The sequence below is a fragment of the Erythrobacter donghaensis genome (assembly GCF_002155425.1).
Classification (GTDB): domain Bacteria; phylum Pseudomonadota; class Alphaproteobacteria; order Sphingomonadales; family Sphingomonadaceae; genus Erythrobacter; species Erythrobacter donghaensis.
Genome location: NZ_MUYG01000009.1, coordinates 449,224 through 464,867, shown reverse-complemented (window position 1 = coordinate 464,867; position 15,644 = coordinate 449,224). Strand labels below are relative to the sequence as shown.

Annotated in this window: 19 protein-coding genes; 8 read left to right on the top strand and 11 right to left on the bottom strand. The window is 66.4% G+C overall.

The genetic code is table 11. The features are described 5' to 3' along the window. Positions 1-75: 75 nt before the first annotated feature. The 9 genes from BZF59_RS08530 to radC all read right to left on the bottom strand — a co-directional run bounded on the left by BZF59_RS08530 (position 76) and on the right by radC (position 6,796). The gene (locus BZF59_RS08530) at positions 76-1,452 is read right to left on the bottom strand and encodes an IS1182 family transposase (protein ID WP_086606213.1); all 1,377 of its coding nucleotides are present in this window, start codon (positions 1,450-1,452) and stop codon (positions 76-78) included. Between the two features lie 42 nt (positions 1,453-1,494). Further along, positions 1,495-1,638 (bottom strand): hypothetical protein, encoded by a 144-nt coding sequence (locus BZF59_RS16050; protein WP_211277375.1) that lies wholly within the window; start codon positions 1,636-1,638, stop codon positions 1,495-1,497. Positions 1,639-1,753: 115 nt separating this feature from the next. Continuing rightward, a complete protein-coding gene (locus BZF59_RS08525) occupies positions 1,754-2,128 on the bottom strand; it encodes a bleomycin resistance protein (protein WP_086607815.1) in 375 nt (124 codons plus the stop codon). A 10-nt stretch (positions 2,129-2,138) separates the two neighbouring features. Beyond that, entirely contained in the window at positions 2,139-2,825 is a 687-nt protein-coding gene (gene pyrF, locus BZF59_RS08520; protein WP_086607814.1) for an orotidine-5'-phosphate decarboxylase, read from the bottom strand. Next, positions 2,822-3,202, bottom strand: coding sequence for a LapA family protein (locus tag BZF59_RS08515; protein ID WP_086607813.1), 381 nt, complete (start codon positions 3,200-3,202; stop codon positions 2,822-2,824). The genes pyrF and BZF59_RS08515 overlap by 4 nt, the downstream gene beginning before the upstream one ends. 76 nt (positions 3,203-3,278) lie before the next feature. Continuing rightward, a complete protein-coding gene (purB, locus tag BZF59_RS08510) occupies positions 3,279-4,589 on the bottom strand; it encodes an adenylosuccinate lyase (protein WP_086607812.1) in 1,311 nt (436 codons plus the stop codon). A 75-nt stretch (positions 4,590-4,664) separates the two neighbouring features. After that, positions 4,665-5,315 carry a hypothetical protein gene (locus BZF59_RS08505; RefSeq protein ID WP_143738127.1) on the bottom strand — a complete coding sequence of 217 codons (651 nt, stop codon included), beginning with the start codon at positions 5,313-5,315 and terminating at the stop codon, positions 4,665-4,667. Continuing rightward, positions 5,312-5,911: a hypothetical protein gene (locus BZF59_RS08500; RefSeq protein WP_086607810.1), complete on the bottom strand. Its 600-nt coding sequence runs from the start codon at positions 5,909-5,911 to the stop codon at positions 5,312-5,314. Before BZF59_RS08500 ends, BZF59_RS08505 begins: the two co-directional genes overlap by 4 nt. A gap of 120 nt (positions 5,912-6,031) precedes the next feature. Continuing rightward, the gene (gene radC / locus BZF59_RS08495; RefSeq protein WP_245806078.1) at positions 6,032-6,796 is read right to left on the bottom strand and encodes a RadC family protein; all 765 of its coding nucleotides are present in this window, start codon (positions 6,794-6,796) and stop codon (positions 6,032-6,034) included. A 44-nt stretch (positions 6,797-6,840) separates the two neighbouring features. Here radC and BZF59_RS08490 point away from each other — a divergent pair, with 44 nt between their 5' ends. From BZF59_RS08490 to BZF59_RS08455, 8 genes are all read left to right on the top strand, one after another. Then, positions 6,841-10,032 (top strand): intermembrane phospholipid transport protein YdbH family protein, encoded by a 3,192-nt coding sequence (locus BZF59_RS08490; RefSeq protein ID WP_086607809.1) that lies wholly within the window; start codon positions 6,841-6,843, stop codon positions 10,030-10,032. Positions 10,033-10,154: 122 nt separating this feature from the next. Further along, on the top strand, positions 10,155-10,331 hold the full coding sequence (locus tag BZF59_RS08485) for a YnbE family lipoprotein (protein WP_086607808.1): 177 nt from the start codon (positions 10,155-10,157) through the stop codon (positions 10,329-10,331). Between the two features lie 27 nt (positions 10,332-10,358). Next, positions 10,359-10,745: a YdbL family probable chaperone protein gene (locus BZF59_RS08480; RefSeq protein ID WP_211277374.1), complete on the top strand. Its 387-nt coding sequence runs from the start codon at positions 10,359-10,361 to the stop codon at positions 10,743-10,745. Between the two features lie 367 nt (positions 10,746-11,112). Further along, positions 11,113-11,460, top strand: coding sequence for an AtpZ/AtpI family protein (locus BZF59_RS08475; RefSeq protein WP_086607806.1), 348 nt, complete (start codon positions 11,113-11,115; stop codon positions 11,458-11,460). A gap of 110 nt (positions 11,461-11,570) precedes the next feature. Beyond that, complete coding sequence (locus tag BZF59_RS08470; RefSeq protein ID WP_245806077.1) at positions 11,571-12,386, top strand: F0F1 ATP synthase subunit A; 816 nt, start codon at positions 11,571-11,573, stop codon at positions 12,384-12,386. A gap of 64 nt (positions 12,387-12,450) precedes the next feature. Then, entirely contained in the window at positions 12,451-12,675 is a 225-nt protein-coding gene (locus tag BZF59_RS08465) for a F0F1 ATP synthase subunit C (RefSeq protein ID WP_086607805.1), read from the top strand. Between the two features lie 96 nt (positions 12,676-12,771). Further along, positions 12,772-13,266, top strand: coding sequence for a F0F1 ATP synthase subunit B family protein (locus BZF59_RS08460; RefSeq protein WP_086607804.1), 495 nt, complete (start codon positions 12,772-12,774; stop codon positions 13,264-13,266). Further along, the gene (locus tag BZF59_RS08455; protein WP_086607803.1) at positions 13,259-13,789 is read left to right on the top strand and encodes a F0F1 ATP synthase subunit B family protein; all 531 of its coding nucleotides are present in this window, start codon (positions 13,259-13,261) and stop codon (positions 13,787-13,789) included. Before BZF59_RS08460 ends, BZF59_RS08455 begins: the two co-directional genes overlap by 8 nt. A gap of 64 nt (positions 13,790-13,853) precedes the next feature. Here the strand turns inward: BZF59_RS08455 and BZF59_RS08450 are convergent, their stop codons facing one another. Together BZF59_RS08450 and gloB are read right to left on the bottom strand one after the other, a co-directional pair. Next, entirely contained in the window at positions 13,854-14,834 is a 981-nt protein-coding gene (locus BZF59_RS08450) for an NADPH:quinone oxidoreductase family protein (RefSeq protein ID WP_086607802.1), read from the bottom strand. 4 nt (positions 14,835-14,838) lie between these two features. Then, positions 14,839-15,594: a hydroxyacylglutathione hydrolase gene (gene gloB, locus BZF59_RS08445; protein WP_086607801.1), complete on the bottom strand. Its 756-nt coding sequence runs from the start codon at positions 15,592-15,594 to the stop codon at positions 14,839-14,841. Between the last annotated feature and the right edge of the window lie 50 nt (positions 15,595-15,644).

Below are 15,644 nucleotides of genomic sequence, written 5' to 3'. Positions count from 1 at the left end.
GATTGTGTTGAAAAACCCGGCGCTGAGATCGGCGCTGGCGCGAGCCTGAGCGGCGCTCTGAGGCTTCGCCCCCGCTTATGCGGGGGCTGTGGTGGCTGGCATGGGGATCAGCTTGGCCATTTTCCGGAGGTTTTGGGCGGTGGCTGCGAGGAGGAACTCGTCTCTTGCGCCGTTTGGACCTCGCAGGCGCAGGCGATCCATCCTGAGGATGCGCTTGAGGTGCGCGAACAGCATCTCGACCTTCTTGCGCTGGCGGCGCGAGACCAGATAGGCGTCGGTCGTGGCGATATCGCGGGCCAGATCACGGGCGCCCTCGTGGACTGAACGCAGGATCTTGCGCGCTGGTTGGGTCGGGCAACAGCGCGGCTTGAGAGCGCAGGCACTGCAGTCGAGCTTGCTGGCGCGGTAACGCAACATGCCGTTCTCATCGACGAACGGACGTTCCTCGCGATAGACCTTCTGCCTCTGGCGCAGCCGCTTGCCAGCAGGGCAGATATAGCTGTCATCCTCATGGTCGAAGGTGAAGGCCGAACGCTCGAAGGTATCATCGCGGCGGGCAGACTTGTCGAACACAGGGATGTGCGGCTCGATGCCGCGCTCCTCGACCAGCCAGGACAGGTTCCTTGCATCGCCATATCCGGTGTCGCCCACGAGCCGCTCGGGCCAGAGGCCGAAGCGCTCCTGCGTCCGGTCGATCATGCGGCGCTGGGCGGTCACCTCGGCCTGACGGATGGCGGTGGTCGCCTCGACATCGACGATCACTGCGTTCTGGAGATCAATGAGGTAGTTGGTGGCATAGGCGAAGAAGGCACGCTCGCGGCTTGCCGCTGTCCAGCGTGCGGCCGGATCGGCCACCGCCAACTGCTTGGGCGGCACCGGGGTTGCGCCCCCGAAGGCCGCATCGTCGAGCACAGCCAGATACTCGCGAACGGCATGGCTGGTGGCCGGGTCCGGCAAGCCATCGGCCTGATCGACGGCATGCTGGCGGTTCACATCGGCGCGCACGAGGCTGCCATCGACCGCGAACCCTTCACCGCCGACCAGTCCTTCGGCGATGCAGCGCGCCACGGTCGTCTCGAACAGCTGGCGCAGCAGATCACTGTCGCGGAAGCGACCGTGACGGTTCTTCGAGAAGGTCGAGTGGTCGGGCACATCGCCTTCCAGCCCCAGGCGGCAGAACCAGCGATAGGCGAGGTTGACATGCACCTCCTCGCACAGCCGCCGCTCGGACCGGATGCCCATGCAGTAGCCGATGATCAGCATCCGGATCATCAACTCGGGATCAACTGACGGTCGTCCGGTCGAGCTGTAGAAGGGACGCAGATGTTCGCGAATGCCCGACAGGTCGACGAACCGATCGATCGAGCGCAGCAAATGATCCTGCGGAACATGCCGCTCCAGGTTGAAGCTGTAGAACAGGGCCTCCTGCGCCACCGTCCGCTCACCCATCATCCGACCGTCTCCGCTTGTCTGCCAAGACATAGAATCAATACTTTAGCCCGATTGCAAGGAGGAGTTTTTCAACACAATCTGGTTCCAACCCTGACGCGCCGAATCGCCGCGATAGGCGGCTTCGAGCAGCTGCTTCAGCGCGGCTGCATCGGCGCTGGTGGCGGTGGTGATGGTGACGTTTGTCATGGCCCCAAATTCGTCATGCTGAACTCGTTTCAGCATCCATCGTGCCGCCACAAGCTTGCTGCGCCTAAGGAGAAATGGACCCTGAAACAAGTTCAGGGTGACGAACGAGAGTGTCTCAATCGTTCTGGATCAGCCGCAGCAAAGTGCCGTCAGGGTCGACCAGATAGGCGATGGTGAGCCCGCTCGGATCGGGCGTGGCGGGGTGATAGCGCGGGATGCCCTGCCGCGCGTCCGGCACGCCGCTCGCTTCCACCTGCGCCATGATCGCGCCCAGATCGTCTAGCCTGAGGCAACAGCTGAAGGACGACTGGTAGGGGTCGAGATCGGGGTAGGGGAAGAACTCCAGCGTCGCGCAGTTATCTTTCGGCCCACGCGACAGGATCATCCAGCTCTCGGAGCGGTAGTCCTCTTCGAAGCCGAGCCCGGCATAGAACGCCGCCGTCGCCGCGAAGTCGCGCGCGGGCAGGTTGGGGGTGGCATGGTCGACCATGCGTGGTGCCCTACAGCGTCGCCTCGATCGCGCGGGCGGCGGCTTCCGGGTCTTCCGCGCGGGAGATGGGCCGGCCGATGACGAGCACGCTCGCCCCGTTGTCGCGCGCTTGACGCGGGGTAACGACGCGCTTTTGGTCGCCCGTTCCTCCGCCATTGGCGAGCCCTGCGGGACGCAGGCCGGGGACGACGAAGAACCCGTCCTTCCACGCCTTGCGCACCATCCCGACCTCCTGCCCCGAGCACACGATCCCGTCGAGCCCGGCCTCGTGCGCCAGCTCGGCGAGGCGCATCACCTGTGTCTCGGCGCTGCCATAAACGCCGGTTGCGGCGAGGTCAGCGGTATCGAGGCTGGTGAGCATCGTCACGGCCACCACCTTGCAGCCCTCAGCCGCGGCGGCCTTGGCATCCTCCATCATCGCGCGCCCGCCCGAGGCGTGGACGGTGACGATCGCGGGCTCATGCACATGGATCGCCTGCATCGCCTTGGCGACGGTGTTGGGGATGTCGTGGAACTTGAGGTCGAGGAAGATCGGCAGGCCGAAATGCGCAATCTCGTGCATCCCGTGCGCGCCGTGGGCGCAGAAGAATTCAAGCCCGAGTTTCACCCCGCCGATATGCGCCTTGACCTTGCTGAGCAGCGCCTTGGCCGGTTCGAGCTGCGGTACGTCGAGCGCAAGGAAGATAGGGTTGCTCACTTGCCATCGCTCCCGCTGCTGGTGGGGGCATCGGCGGGGCTGAGAATATCGGCCGTGGCGCCGGGGGATTTCCCGAACTTGTCCACAGGTGTCTCCACAGGCGCCGGATCGGCGGGGTGCGCGCGCGCGGTTGCGGCGGCCTTGAGAGAATTTTCAAGCGTGCGGATGCGCCGCCCCATGCTCCAGGTAACGCTGCGGTGCAGCGCCCACATCGGCAGGAACCCGGCGGCAAAGGCCAGCAGCGCCAGCACCGGCACCTTGGTTTCGAGCACGAGGTTCTGCCACAGGGTCAGCTCAACCGGCTGCCAGTTGTAGATTGCGAAAATCAGGAAGCCCAAGGCTGCCAGAACCCACAGGATAGTGCGAAGGATCTTCACGAGGCGTGTCTCTCCACTTGGCCTGCCATAGGGGCGAACCTAGGCGATTTGGCTCCCGAGTCCAGCATCGCCGCCCTCAGCCGAACACCCGCGCGAAGATCGTGTCGACATGCTTGAAGTGGTAGGCGAGGTCGAACTTCTCCTCCAGCACCTCGGGCGGAAGCGCGGCGGTGACATCGGCATCGGCCTTGAGCAGATCGAGCAGCGAAAGCGCGCCGTCCGATTTCCACACCTTCATCGCGTTGCGCTGGACGAGGCGATAGGCATCGTCGCGCGCCAGCCCGGCCTGCGTCAGAGCCAGCAGCACTCTCTGCGAATGGATCAGCCCGCCCATGCGGTTCATATTCTTTTCCATGCGCGCAGGGTAGACGAGCAGCTTATCGACCACCCCGGTCAGCCGCGCCAGCGCGAAGTCCAGCGTGATGGTTGCGTCCGGGCCGATGTAGCGCTCGACCGAGGAGTGCGAGATGTCGCGCTCGTGCCACAGCGCCACGTTCTCCAGCGCCGGGGTCACGGCGGCGCGCACTACGCGGGCCAGACCGGTGAGGTTCTCGGTCAGGATCGGGTTGCGCTTGTGCGGCATCGCACTGGAGCCCTTCTGGCCGGGAGAGAAATACTCCTCGGCTTCCAGAACTTCGGTGCGTTGCAGGTGGCGGATTTCGACCGCGAGGCGCTCGATCGAGCTGGCGATCACGCCCAGTGTCGCAAAGAACATCGCGTGGCGATCACGCGGGATGACCTGCGTCGAGACCGGCTCGATCGCGAGGCCGAGCTGCTCGGCCACGTAAGCCTCCACCTGCGGATCGACATTGGCGAAGGTGCCGACCGCGCCGCTGATCGCGCAGGTCGCGATTTCGGCGCGCGCCGCGACCAACCGCGCGCGGCAGCGGTCGAACTCGGCATAGGCTTGCGCGAGCTTGAGGCCGAAGGTCACCGGCTCGGCATGGATGCCATGGCTGCGGCCGATGGTGGGGGTGTATTTGTGCTCTTCGGCACGGGTGCGGATCGCCACCAGCAGCGCGTCGAGGTCGGCCAGCAGGATGTCGCTCGCCCGCGCAAGCTGCACCGAAAGCGTGGTATCGAGCACGTCGCTGCTCGTCATGCCCTGATGCATAAAACGCGCTTCCTCGCCCACTTCGCGCGCGACCCAGTCGAGGAAGGCGATCACGTCATGCTTGGTCACCGCCTCGATCGCGTCAATCGCTTCGACGTCGATCTTGGGATCGGTCGCCCACCAGTCCCACAGCGCCTTGGCCGCCGACTGCGGCACCACGCCAAGATCGGCGAGCTTCTGGGTCGCGTGCGCCTCGATCTCGAACCAGATGCGATATTTCGCCTCCGGCTCCCACAGAGCGGTCATGGCAGGGCGGGCATAGCGGGGGACCATCGGGCGGCTCCAGTTGGATCAGGGAACCCGGCGGCGGCTAAAGCCGCGCGCCGCCGATGGCAAGAGCGCCCGATGCTATTGCGTCACCAGATTGGTGATCGGCGTATTGGCGAGCGCAATGCGGTGCACCTGACGCGACCCGTCGGCTGCAACCGTGTAGGCCTCAACCGTCAGCGTGCCGGTTTCGATCTGCGCCACCAACGGGGCGAGAGCAGGCTCAAACCGGCCCTGCAGCTTCACGTTGAGCCTCGCCGGACTGTCTCCCGGCGCGATCAGGCGGAAGGTATCCGGCTCTGCGTCGAAGCATGCAGAACCCTCGGTGCGGCACACGCCGAGCCCCGATGTGTAGATATTGCCCTGATCGGCGGTGACGCCCTTGTCGGTGTTGAGCGTTAGCTGGCCCTGAAGCAGTGCCAGCTTCAGGTCTGCGCCGGAACGGTTGTTGAAAGAGAGCGTACCGACCACCTCGATTTCGTTCTTGCGAAAGCGGGTCAGGGTGAGGTTGTCAGCGCTTACGACCAGCGGGCCGGAACAATAGCTCGTCGCCTCGCAGCTTTGTGGTGATGGTGCGGTCTCGGAAATGGGCGAGGGGGTTGTCAGATCGGGCTCGGGTTCTGGCGTGGTCGTGGTCGGAGCAATGGGCGCATCGGTTTGCGTCTCTCCACAAGCCTGCAATGCCAGCAGCGCTGCACCTGCCAGCACCGCCCGGCCTAAGATCGTCGTCATCCGCATTGCAATTGTCCCCCGGTTTCACTTGCCAGCAAGCTGTTGTTGATGCGCTTGGCGATCGCGTCCGCCAGACCACGCTCCGAGGTAAAGCTGAGCGGGATGTCGGGGCAGATCAGCCAATTGCCGGTATCGGACTTCAGCGCCCAGCGGACGCTGGTCGCGCTCGTCGCGCCGTTGCCGCTGCGGATCGGCCCCAGCGCATAGCGCACCTTGATGCCCCCGAAGCCCGCGGGCATCGCGCGCAGACTTTCGGTCACGCGGACCTGCACCGCGCGTGCCTTGTCGCCCGAGGCGCCTTCGCCCTGCGCCACCACCTCGGCGATACCTGCCGACCGGGTCGGCATGAGCGGTTGGCGCGGCTGGCCTGAAAGGCGACCGGCGATCTCGCTCGGACTGGGAGCGACGTCAGCCTGCCAAAGCGCAAGATACCCCGCCAATGGAGACAGGAAAACGATCAGCATCCCCCAGATGTGCGAGAACAACGATTCGACAAAGGTCTTGCCGGCGGTGACGCCCAGCCAGCCGAGAATGCCGCCGCGTTGAGGGGGGGCGGTCGCCGCTTCGGGATCGGGCAATGGCGCGTTGGTCGTCATGAATGGCCCCCCAGCCTCATCCGATCCACGCTGCAAATCACGCAGCATCGCGATGCTAACAGGACGGATGCGTCATGACAATCGCGCCGATGCGCCGGTCGCGCAGGACAATCTCGACCGCTAGATCAGCCCCTTGGCGCGCAGGGAGGTGTGCCCCTCGCGCCCGATGATGACGTGATCGTGGACGGTCACTCCCATGTGCCGTCCGGCCTCGGCGATGCGCTGGGTGATCTGGATGTCGGCGCGGCTGGGTTCGGGCGAGCCGGAGGGGTGGTTGTGGACGAGGATCATCGCAGAGGCGCCTACGTCCATCGCCCGGCGGATCACCTCGCGCGGGTGGATTGCGGCCTCGTCGATCGAGCCATCGCCGACGTGATGATCGTCGATCAGTCGGTTCTTGGTGTCGAGATAGAGCACCCGCACGCGCTCCACCGTCAGATGCGCCATGTCGGTGGTGAGATAGTCGATCAGTGCCTGCCAGCTGCCGAGCACGGGCTTGCCGATGATCTCCCCGCGCGCCATGCGCCGCGCGGCGATGGCGACGGCTTTCAGCGCAGCGGCGGAATTCTCGCCCACGCCCTTCACCCGCTGGAGCGCCTTGGGATCGGCATTGAGCACCGCCGCGAGGCTGCCGTATTGCGCCAGCAGCGCCTTGGCGATCGGCTTGGTGTTGCCGCGCGGGATCGCGGCGAACAGGAGGTATTCGAGCACTTCGTAATCGGCCAGCGCCTCCGCCCCGCCGGTCAGCAAGCGGGCACGCAACCGGCTGCGATGGCCGTCGCCCGCGGCCTTGCCGGCATCGAAATCGGGAACGGCACTGTCGAGAAAATCGAAACTGTCTTCAGCTTCCGGCAAGGCGACCTCCGGGAAAGCGTTGAACCTCATGCATCATTGCCTTTGCCGGGGGATGCGCGCAAGGGTCGGGAACAATGCCGGTGGCGGATGTGGAGCAAGACGGGACAGGCCAGCGCGGCGGCAGGCGGCGGGTGATCCCGCAGCGCTGGCCGGCGCGCCTTGCGCTGGGCGTCGCGACCGCCGCGCTGCTCGGGGGCGGGGCTGTCTGGCTCAGCCGCGAGCGAATCGCGGGCAATGTGATCGACGGCTATCTTGCCGACAACGGCGTTCCCGCCACATACGACATCGTCAGCATCGGCCCGCGCCGTCAGGTGATCGAAAACCTGGTGATCGGCGATCCGGCGCGCCCTGACCTGACCGTGCGGCGCGTCACGGTGGATATCGGTGTCGGCTGGGCTGGGCCCGAGGTGCGCAAGGTGAGCGTTGAGGGCGCGCGTGCCTTCGCCAGCTATCGCGGCGGCAAGCTCAGCCTCGGCGCGCTCGATCCACTGGTCTTCACCGGCTCCGACGCAGCGCCCGCCTTGCCCGCCATCGACCTCGCGATCAGCGATGCGCGGGCGCTGGTGGAGAGCGATTACGGCAACATCGGCGTGAAGCTGGAAGGTTCAGGGCGGCTGGACGACGGTTTTGCCGGAAAGCTTGCCGCCACTGCACCCGGAATCGGCACCCCGGACTGCCGGGCCGAGCGCGTAACGCTATACGGCGCTCTCACCACGGATAATGGCGCCCCCCTGCTTGACGGCCCGCTGCGACTGGGCGGCGTCGCCTGCGGCGGAGCAAAGCTGGGCACCGCGGACATCGGCACCCGTGCGAGCCTCACCAAGGATTTCTCCGCCGCCGAAATCGACTTTGCCGTCACCGGAGAGCGGGTAGCCTATGCGTCGCTGACCGGAGCGGAGGTCGACGGCACGGCCACGCTCAACTGGGCACCCGAACGGCTGACGCTCGCGCATGACCTGAGCTTGCTCGACGTCACCGCTCCGCAAGGCCGGCTTGCGCGGCTCGGCGCGGAGGGAAGTTGGCGCGGCAGCGCGGATGGATCGCGCGGCCAGTGGGAGGGCACGCTGCGCGGCGCAGGACTCATCCCGGCGACCGACCTCACTGCCAGCCTCGCCGCCGCAGAGCGCGGGGCCGAGGGAACGCTGGTCGCGCCCCTGCTGAACCGGCTGCGCGGCGGGCTGACCCGCGCGCTCGACCAGGCCGATTTCCGCGCCGATGCGACCCTGCGTCACAAGGCCGGCGAGATCGCGCTGATCGTCTCCGACGCCAGCCTCGCCGACCGCAGGGGCGCGCGGGTGGTGGCGCTCTCGCGGGTCAGCGCCGGGATCGGTGAGGGCGGACTGACGGGCCTCAACGGCAATATTCTTGTCGGCGGCGCGGACCTGCCGAACCTCAATGGCCGGATGGCGCAGGACGCCGACGGCAGCTGGTCGCTGCGCCTCGCCATGGCCGATTATGCCGCCGGGCCGAACCACATCGCCATCCCGCGTCTGACGCTGCGCGGCGGGCGCGGCGGGGCGATCGGCTTTGACGGGGTGATGACCGCTAGCGGGATACTGCCGGGCGGCGGGGTCAATGATCTGACCGTGCCGATCGAAGGCGGCTGGTCGTCGGCGGGCGGGCTGGCGATGGGCACGCGCTGCACCCCGCTGGGCTTCTCCAAGCTGGCGCTCTCAGGCCTCGCGCTGGACCGTCAGTCGATCACGCTGTGCCCCGAACCCGGCGGCGGCCCGATGCTGGCGTGGCGCGACAGCCTGAGGCTCGCCGCGCGCACCGGGCCGGTCAACCTTTCCGGACAATTGAGCGAGAGCCCCGCAAGGCTCGCCGCGCAAAGCCTGCTGCTGCGCTATCCCGGACCTTTCATGGCCGAGGGTGCCGATGCCGTGATCGGCAGCGGCTCCAGCGAAACGCGGCTGACCGCAGTCAGCCTCTCGGGCCGCTTTGGCAGCGCCATCGAGGGCGAGTTTGCCGGGGGCAGCGCGCGGCTGGCGGCGGTCCCGCTCGATCTCGATGCGCTGTCGGGGCGCTGGAGCTTTGCGGATGGGGCTCTCGACATCACCGGCGGTGCCTTTACCCTCTCCGACCGGCCCGTGGCCGGCGCTCTCGCACGGTTCGAACCGCTCGCTGCAGAGGGTGCGCGTCTGACCCTCGCCGATGGCCGGATCACCGCCGATGCCGTGCTGCGCGCGCCCGCATCGCGCCGCAGCATCGCCGCCGTCACCATCGCTCACGATCTTGGCACCGCCACCGGCAGCGCGCGGTTGAGCGTGCCGGGGGTGGTGTTCGACAAGAGCTTGCAGCCCGAAGACCTGTCCTATCTCGCCAAGGGGGTGATCGCCTTGGCCGATGGCACCATCACCGGCGACGGGCGGATCGACTGGCGCGGCGACAACATCACCAGCAGCGGCACCTTCGCCAGCGACGGTTTCGACTTTGCCGCCGCCTTCGGGCCGGTGCGCGGGGTGGCGGGCAAGGTGGTCTTCACCGACCTCCTCAACCTCACCACCGCACCCGACCAGCGCTTGCGGATCGCGGCGATCAACCCCGGGGTCGAGGCGCTGGCCGGCACCGTGCAGTTCGAGCTCAAGGACGGCACGCTGCTGGCGCTGGAAGATGCGCGCTTTCCCTTCATGGGCGGCACGCTGCTGATGCGCCCGTTGACGATGGATTTCAGCCGCCCGGAAGAACGCCGTTATGTGTTCGAGATCATCGGGCTGGACGCGGCCACCTTCGTGTCGGAGATGGAGCTCGGCAATATCAGCGCCACCGGGGTGTTCGATGGCACGGTACCGATCATTTTCGATGCCAACGGCAATGGCCGGATCGAGGGTGGCCTGCTGATCGCCCGGGCCGGCGGGGGCAATGTCTCCTATCTGGGCGAGCTGACCTACGAAAACCTCGGCGCGATGGGCAATTATGCCTTCGCGGCGCTGCGCTCGCTCGACTATCGCCAGATGCAGGTGAAGCTTGACGGCGATCTGGCGGGTGAGATCATCACCAGCTTCGATTTCGACGGGATCCGGCAGGGCGAGGGCGCGAGCCGCAATTTCATCACCCGCAGGCTGGCGAAACTGCCGATCCAGTTCCGCATCAGCGTGCGATCGGAGACCTTCACGCAGCTCGCCTATATCGCCCGCGGCTACAATGATCCGGCGGCGTGGGGCGATCCGGTCAGCATGGGTCTGTTCAGGATCGAGAACGGCAGGCTCGTGCCGCGCGATCCGGTGGCGCCGCCCCCGCCGCCGATACCCGAGTCTCAGCCGTGACCCGTTCAACCTTCAGAAAGCGTTCCCCTGCCATGACAGCGATGAAATTGACCCGAACCCGGCACAATGCGACAGCAGCGCGACATGGCGCGCGATTGGCGGCGCAGGCAGGGGGACGGACAATGAAGGCCATTACGGTGTTGACCGGGCTGGGCATGGCGCTTGTCGGCTGCATCAACGTGCAGGCCCCGGACAAGCCGATCGTGATCCAGCTCGACATCAATATCAGGGCCGATGTGGTCTACGCCCTGTCGCAGGACGCGGCCAACACGATTGACGAGAACGCGGATATTTTTTGAGATATGCCGCGCTTCGCTAGGAGAATGATGATGCGCAATTCGGTTCTTGCAGGCTTTGCCGCACTGGCGGCAATGGGCCTCGCGGCGAGCCCGGCGCTCTCGCAGCAGCGCGATCCGGCTTATGCCGCAGCGCGCGCGGGGGGCACAGTGGGCGAACAGCCCGATGGCTATCTCGGCATCGTCGGCGCGGCCAACCCCGCCTTGCAGCGCATGGTCGACGACATCAACATCAAGCGCCGCGCGGTCTATGCCGAAAAGGCCAAGGAAAAGAAAACCACGCTAGAAGCCTATGCGCTGACCTCGGGCTGCGAGGCGATCGCGCGCACCGTGCCGGGCGAGAAGTATCAGGCGCCTGACGGCAGCTGGCAGACCCGCACCACCGCGCCTCCCATTCGGGATGCGCGTTGTCCCTGATGTTTGTGTGCCCGCCTCCGCGGGCACATCCTCGGTGCGTTTCGAGCCTTTCAGGCTCGAGCACCTGCGGGCGGGCGGTCGCCCTTGCGGCCCTTCGGGCCGTGACAGAGCCAACATTCCACCGATTGCGGGCCTCGGTCGCCTGAGCGACCGCAAGGGCGACCGCCCGCCCGCAGGCGATCAGGCCCGCAGGGTCTGAGACTCGCCGAGGACGCTCGCCCGGATGGGCGAGCGAAAAACAAGTTCGCACTTGCACAAAAGTGTCCTCGCGCGATGTTGACACAAATGTGCCCCCCTTCTAAGGGGGCGGCGCCCTCGGCGGGCACCTTGTTGCATGTGGCTCGGCCTTGCCTCTAAAGGCCACACCATGAGCGACGAGAAACCCGCCCGAGAACCCATTCACGAGGATGCGCGGATTGACGCGCTCGAAGCGCGGCTCAAGGCCGCACGCGAGCGTGAAGACCAGCGCAACCGGCCGCAGGTGAAGGGTGTCGATGCGAATTACCGCAGCGGCAACCGTGCCTTGGCCAATCTTCTGGGCGGGATCATCGGTGGCCTGGTGATCGGCTTTGCGGTTGACGCATTGCTGGACATCGCGCCCTGGGGTCTGTTGACCGGACTGTTCCTCGGAACGGCATCGGCCTTCAGGAGCATTATTCTGAGCGCGAATACGCGCCCCGCAGGCGGCAGCGAGAACGAGGACGAAGCAGGCTAGGCCGCTTCCCGACGTCTCCCGACCATCGGCAGGGGCGCGTTTGATGTAAAACATTTGGGGATCTTTCGATCGTGGCAGCCGAACAGGGCATGAGGGCAGCGGAAGGCAACATGGCTGCGGCCGTGCAGGCCGTCGAAGCTGCCGAAGCCGGCAAGGTCGATCCGATGAAGCAGTTCACCATCGAGCCCCTGCTGGGCTCGGACTGGCAGCTGTCCGACGGGATCAACATCGCGTTTACCAACTCCGCGCTGTGGATGGCGATCACGGCCGTCCTCGTCTGGGTGTTCGTCGCAGGCGGCATGAAGCGCCAGCTGGTGCCGGGCCGCTGGCAGATGGCGGTCGAGAGCATGACCGGCTTCATCGACGACCTGCTCGAGGCCAACGTCGGCAAGGCCGGGCGCAAATATGTGCCCTACATCTTCACCCTGTTCATGTTCATCCTGTTCGGGAACCTGCTCGGCCTGGTGCCAGTCGGTCTGATCCCGGGGATCCACGCCTTCACCTTCACCAGTCACTTCACCGCGACCGGCGTGCTGGCGATCATGAGCTTCTCGATCGTGCTGATCGTGGGCTTCTGGAAGCACGGCTTCCACTTCTTCTCGCTGTTCTGGCCGTCGAACACGCCCGCGTTTCTGGCGCTGCCGATCAGCCTCATTGAATTCGTGTCCTTCATGGTGCGCCCCTTCAGCCTCGCACTGCGGCTCTTCGTCGCGATGATGGCGGGCCACGTGCTGCTCAAGGTGCTGGCGAGCTTCGTGATCGCCGGCGGCGGCGCGGGCCCGGCGCTGGGCGCGGCGATCGGCATCCCGAGCTTTGTCCTGATGGTCGCGATCAGCGCGCTGGAGATCCTTGTCGCGGGCATTCAGGCCTATGTCTTCGCGCTCCTGACCTCGCTCTACATCAACGACGCGGAAAACCTTCACTGAGGGCTGAGACGCTCTCTTCACAACCCTCACCAACACACAGATTTTTCTCAAGGAGTTTATAATCATGGACGCAACTGCTGCTGCTCTCCTCGGTGCCGGTCTCGCTGCGATCGGTGCCGGCATGGCCGCGCTGGGCGTGGGCAACGTGTTTGCCTCGTTCCTCGAAGGCGCGCTGCGCAATCCGGGCGCTGCTGACGGCCAGCAGGGCCGCCTGTTCATCGGCTTCGCGGCTGCTGAACTTCTCGGCCTGCTCGCCTTCGTTATCGCCGTTCTGCTGATCTTCCGCTAAGATCCGGCACGCCGGACCGGCGAGCGCAGATGCGCTCCGCTGGCCGGCGTTCCTTGCGCGAACTGTCGATAACACCGGCGTAAACAAGGGCGACCCATGCCTCAGATCGATCAAATCGCCGAGACGCTCTCAAGCCAGGTGTTCTGGCTGCTGGTGTTCTTCGGCCTCACCTTCCTTGTCGTCGGCCTTGGCATGGTGCCCAAGGTGATGGGCACGGTTGACCTGCGCGACCAGCAGATCGCGGGCGATCTGGCGGCGGCACAGGCGGCGCGTGACGAGGCGACGGCGCAGGAAGATGCCTGGCGCAAGCGTGAGAACGCCAACCGCGCCGCGGCGCAGGGCGTGATCGGCGAGGCCAAGGCCAAGGCCGCGGCGGCCAATGCGGCGAAGCTGGCGGAAACCCAGGCGCGCCTCGACGAGCGTCTGGCCCAGGCCGAAACCGCGATCGCGGCTGCGCGTAACAGCGCCATGGCCGAGATTGAGGACGTCGCCGCGGACGCCGCGCGCGACATCGTCGCCCGCGTTGCCGGGGCTGATGTCGAACCGGCTGCGGCGCAGGCTGCAGTCAAGGAGGTGATGGCGCATGGCTGACATTCTGATCCTGCTCGCCTCCGGGGCCGAGGGTCATTCCGAGCCCAGCGTGTTGGGCCTCGACACCTACCAGTGGGTCGCGCTGGCGATGACCGTGCTGCTCGCAGTGTTCCTGTGGAAGAAGGTCCCCGGCGTGATCGCCGGTGGGCTCGACGCCAAGATCGCCGCGATCCGCGCCGCGCTTGATGAAGCCAAGACCCTCCGCGCCGAAGCCGAAGCGCTGCGGGCCGAATATGCCGCCAAGATCGCCAGCGCCGAAAAGGACGCCGAGGCGATGCTGGCTGGGGCCCGCGAGGAAGCCGACGCTATCCTCGCCCGGGCCGAGGCCGATGGCGAAGTGATGGTCGCACGCCGCCAGAAGATGGCCGAAGAGAAGATCGCCGCTGCCGAGCGCGCCGCGATTGCCGAGGTCAAGGCCAAGGCGGTCACCGCCGCAGCCGCCGCTTCCAAGGTGCTGATAGCCAAGGCTCACGACAAGAAGGCCGACAAGAAGCTCGCGGATGAGGTGATCGCCTCGCTCTGAGCGAAATGGTATTTCCGGTTAGACAGAGGGCGGTCCGCAGGGGCCGCCCTTTTTCGTTGGTGAGTCAGCTGCCGGGGACCAACACGACTTTGCCCACGAGCTCGCGGTTTGCCATCGCTTCAAAGCCCTCGCGCCAACGCGATAGCGGGAGGGTGCGGTCGATCGCGGGGCTGATTGCCCCTTCCTCGGCAAGGCGGGCGATGGCGCGATTTATCGCGCTCCCGCGTTCTGGGAAGCGCCGGGCATACTCCCCCGCGCGCAGGCCGACGATGCTGAAGCCCTTGATCAGCGGGATATTGGTCGAGACCTCCGCGATCCGCCCCGAGGTGAAGCCGACCACCACCAGCTTGCCGCCAAATGCGATGCAGCGGGTCGATTCGTCGAATACGTCGCCGCCCACGGGGTCGAACACGATGTCGGCCAGCGCCCCGCCGGTGAGTTCGGCGACCTGTTCGCGGAAGCGGCCCTCGGCGAGGATCACGGCTTCGGGGCGGGCGAGGGCGGCGATGCGCTCCGCCTTGGCCGGGCTGCCGGTGGTGGCGATCACGCGGGCCCCGAGCGCGCGGGCAAGATCGCAGGCGGCGAGGCCCACCCCGCCGCTCGCCCCGTGGACCAGCACCCATTGCCCCTCGCTGAGGCCGCAAATCTCGACCAGCCCTGTAAAGGCGGTGGAATAGGCCGCCCCCATCGCGGCGGCGGCGGGGAAGTCCATGCCGCGCGGGATGGGCGACAGCTTGTCGGCGGGCACGCAGGCAAGCTCGGCAAAGGCGCCGGTCTTATTGCCGCCCATGACCCGGTCGCCGGGCGCGAAACCGCTGGCGGGGTCCGCCTCCAGCACCTCGCCCGCGAATTCGAGCCCGCTGGTGAAGGGCACTTCGGGTTTGAACTGGTATTCCCCCCGCGTCATCAGCAGGTCGGGGAAGTTGAGCGAGGCGGCGCGCACCGCCACCAGCACCTCGCCCGGCGCGCGGGCCGGGGTGGGGCAGTCGGCCAGCGTCACGCCGGACAGGTCGTCCGATAGGCGTTCAACCTTCAGGGCCTGCATCGTCCTAGAAATTGTCCTTGGCCGCTCTGAGCGCGGCAAAGGTTTCGTGCGGAGCATTGCCGCCCCAGCGAGCCATCATCGCGGGGTCATCGGCGCGCAGGAAGGGGTTGGTGGCGAGCTCGCGCGCCAGAGTGGTCGGCACCGTCGGCTCGCCCCGGGCGCGCTTGTCTGCAATCTCTTCGGCATAGGCCTGCAGAGCAGCGTTGTCGGGATCGGCGTAGAGCGCGAAGCGGGCGTTGGATGCGGTGTATTCGTGTGCGCAGTAGAGCTTGGTCGCGGTCGACATGCGCCTGATCCGCTCGAGACTGTTCCAGAACTGCTCGGGCTGGCCCTCGAACATCCGTCCGCAGCCGAGCGCGAACACGCTGTCGCCGACAAAGGCGATGCCCTCCTCGACGATGTGATAGGCGATGTGGCCATTGGTGTGGCCGGAGACATCAATCACCCGCGCGCGGTGCTCACCGAGCGCGACGTAGTCATCATGCGCAACGATATGGTCGACCGGAAATTTGCCCTCGACCTCCGCCGGAGCATAGATCGTGCACCCGGTCGCATCCTTGATCGCCGCATTGCCGCCCGCGTGGTCGGGGTGCCAGTGGGTGTTCCAGATCTGGGTGATGCGCCAACCCTTGGCCTCGGCCTCGCGCAGATAGGCGGCGGCATCGGGGGTATCGATCGCGGCGGTTTCCTTGCTCACCGAATTGTGGACGAGGAAACCGTAATTGTCGCTGAGACAGGAGAATTGATGAACGTGGATCATGGGAGCGAGTTTACGCCTCCGATTCGTAATAGGAAAGGCCCGCCTGCTCG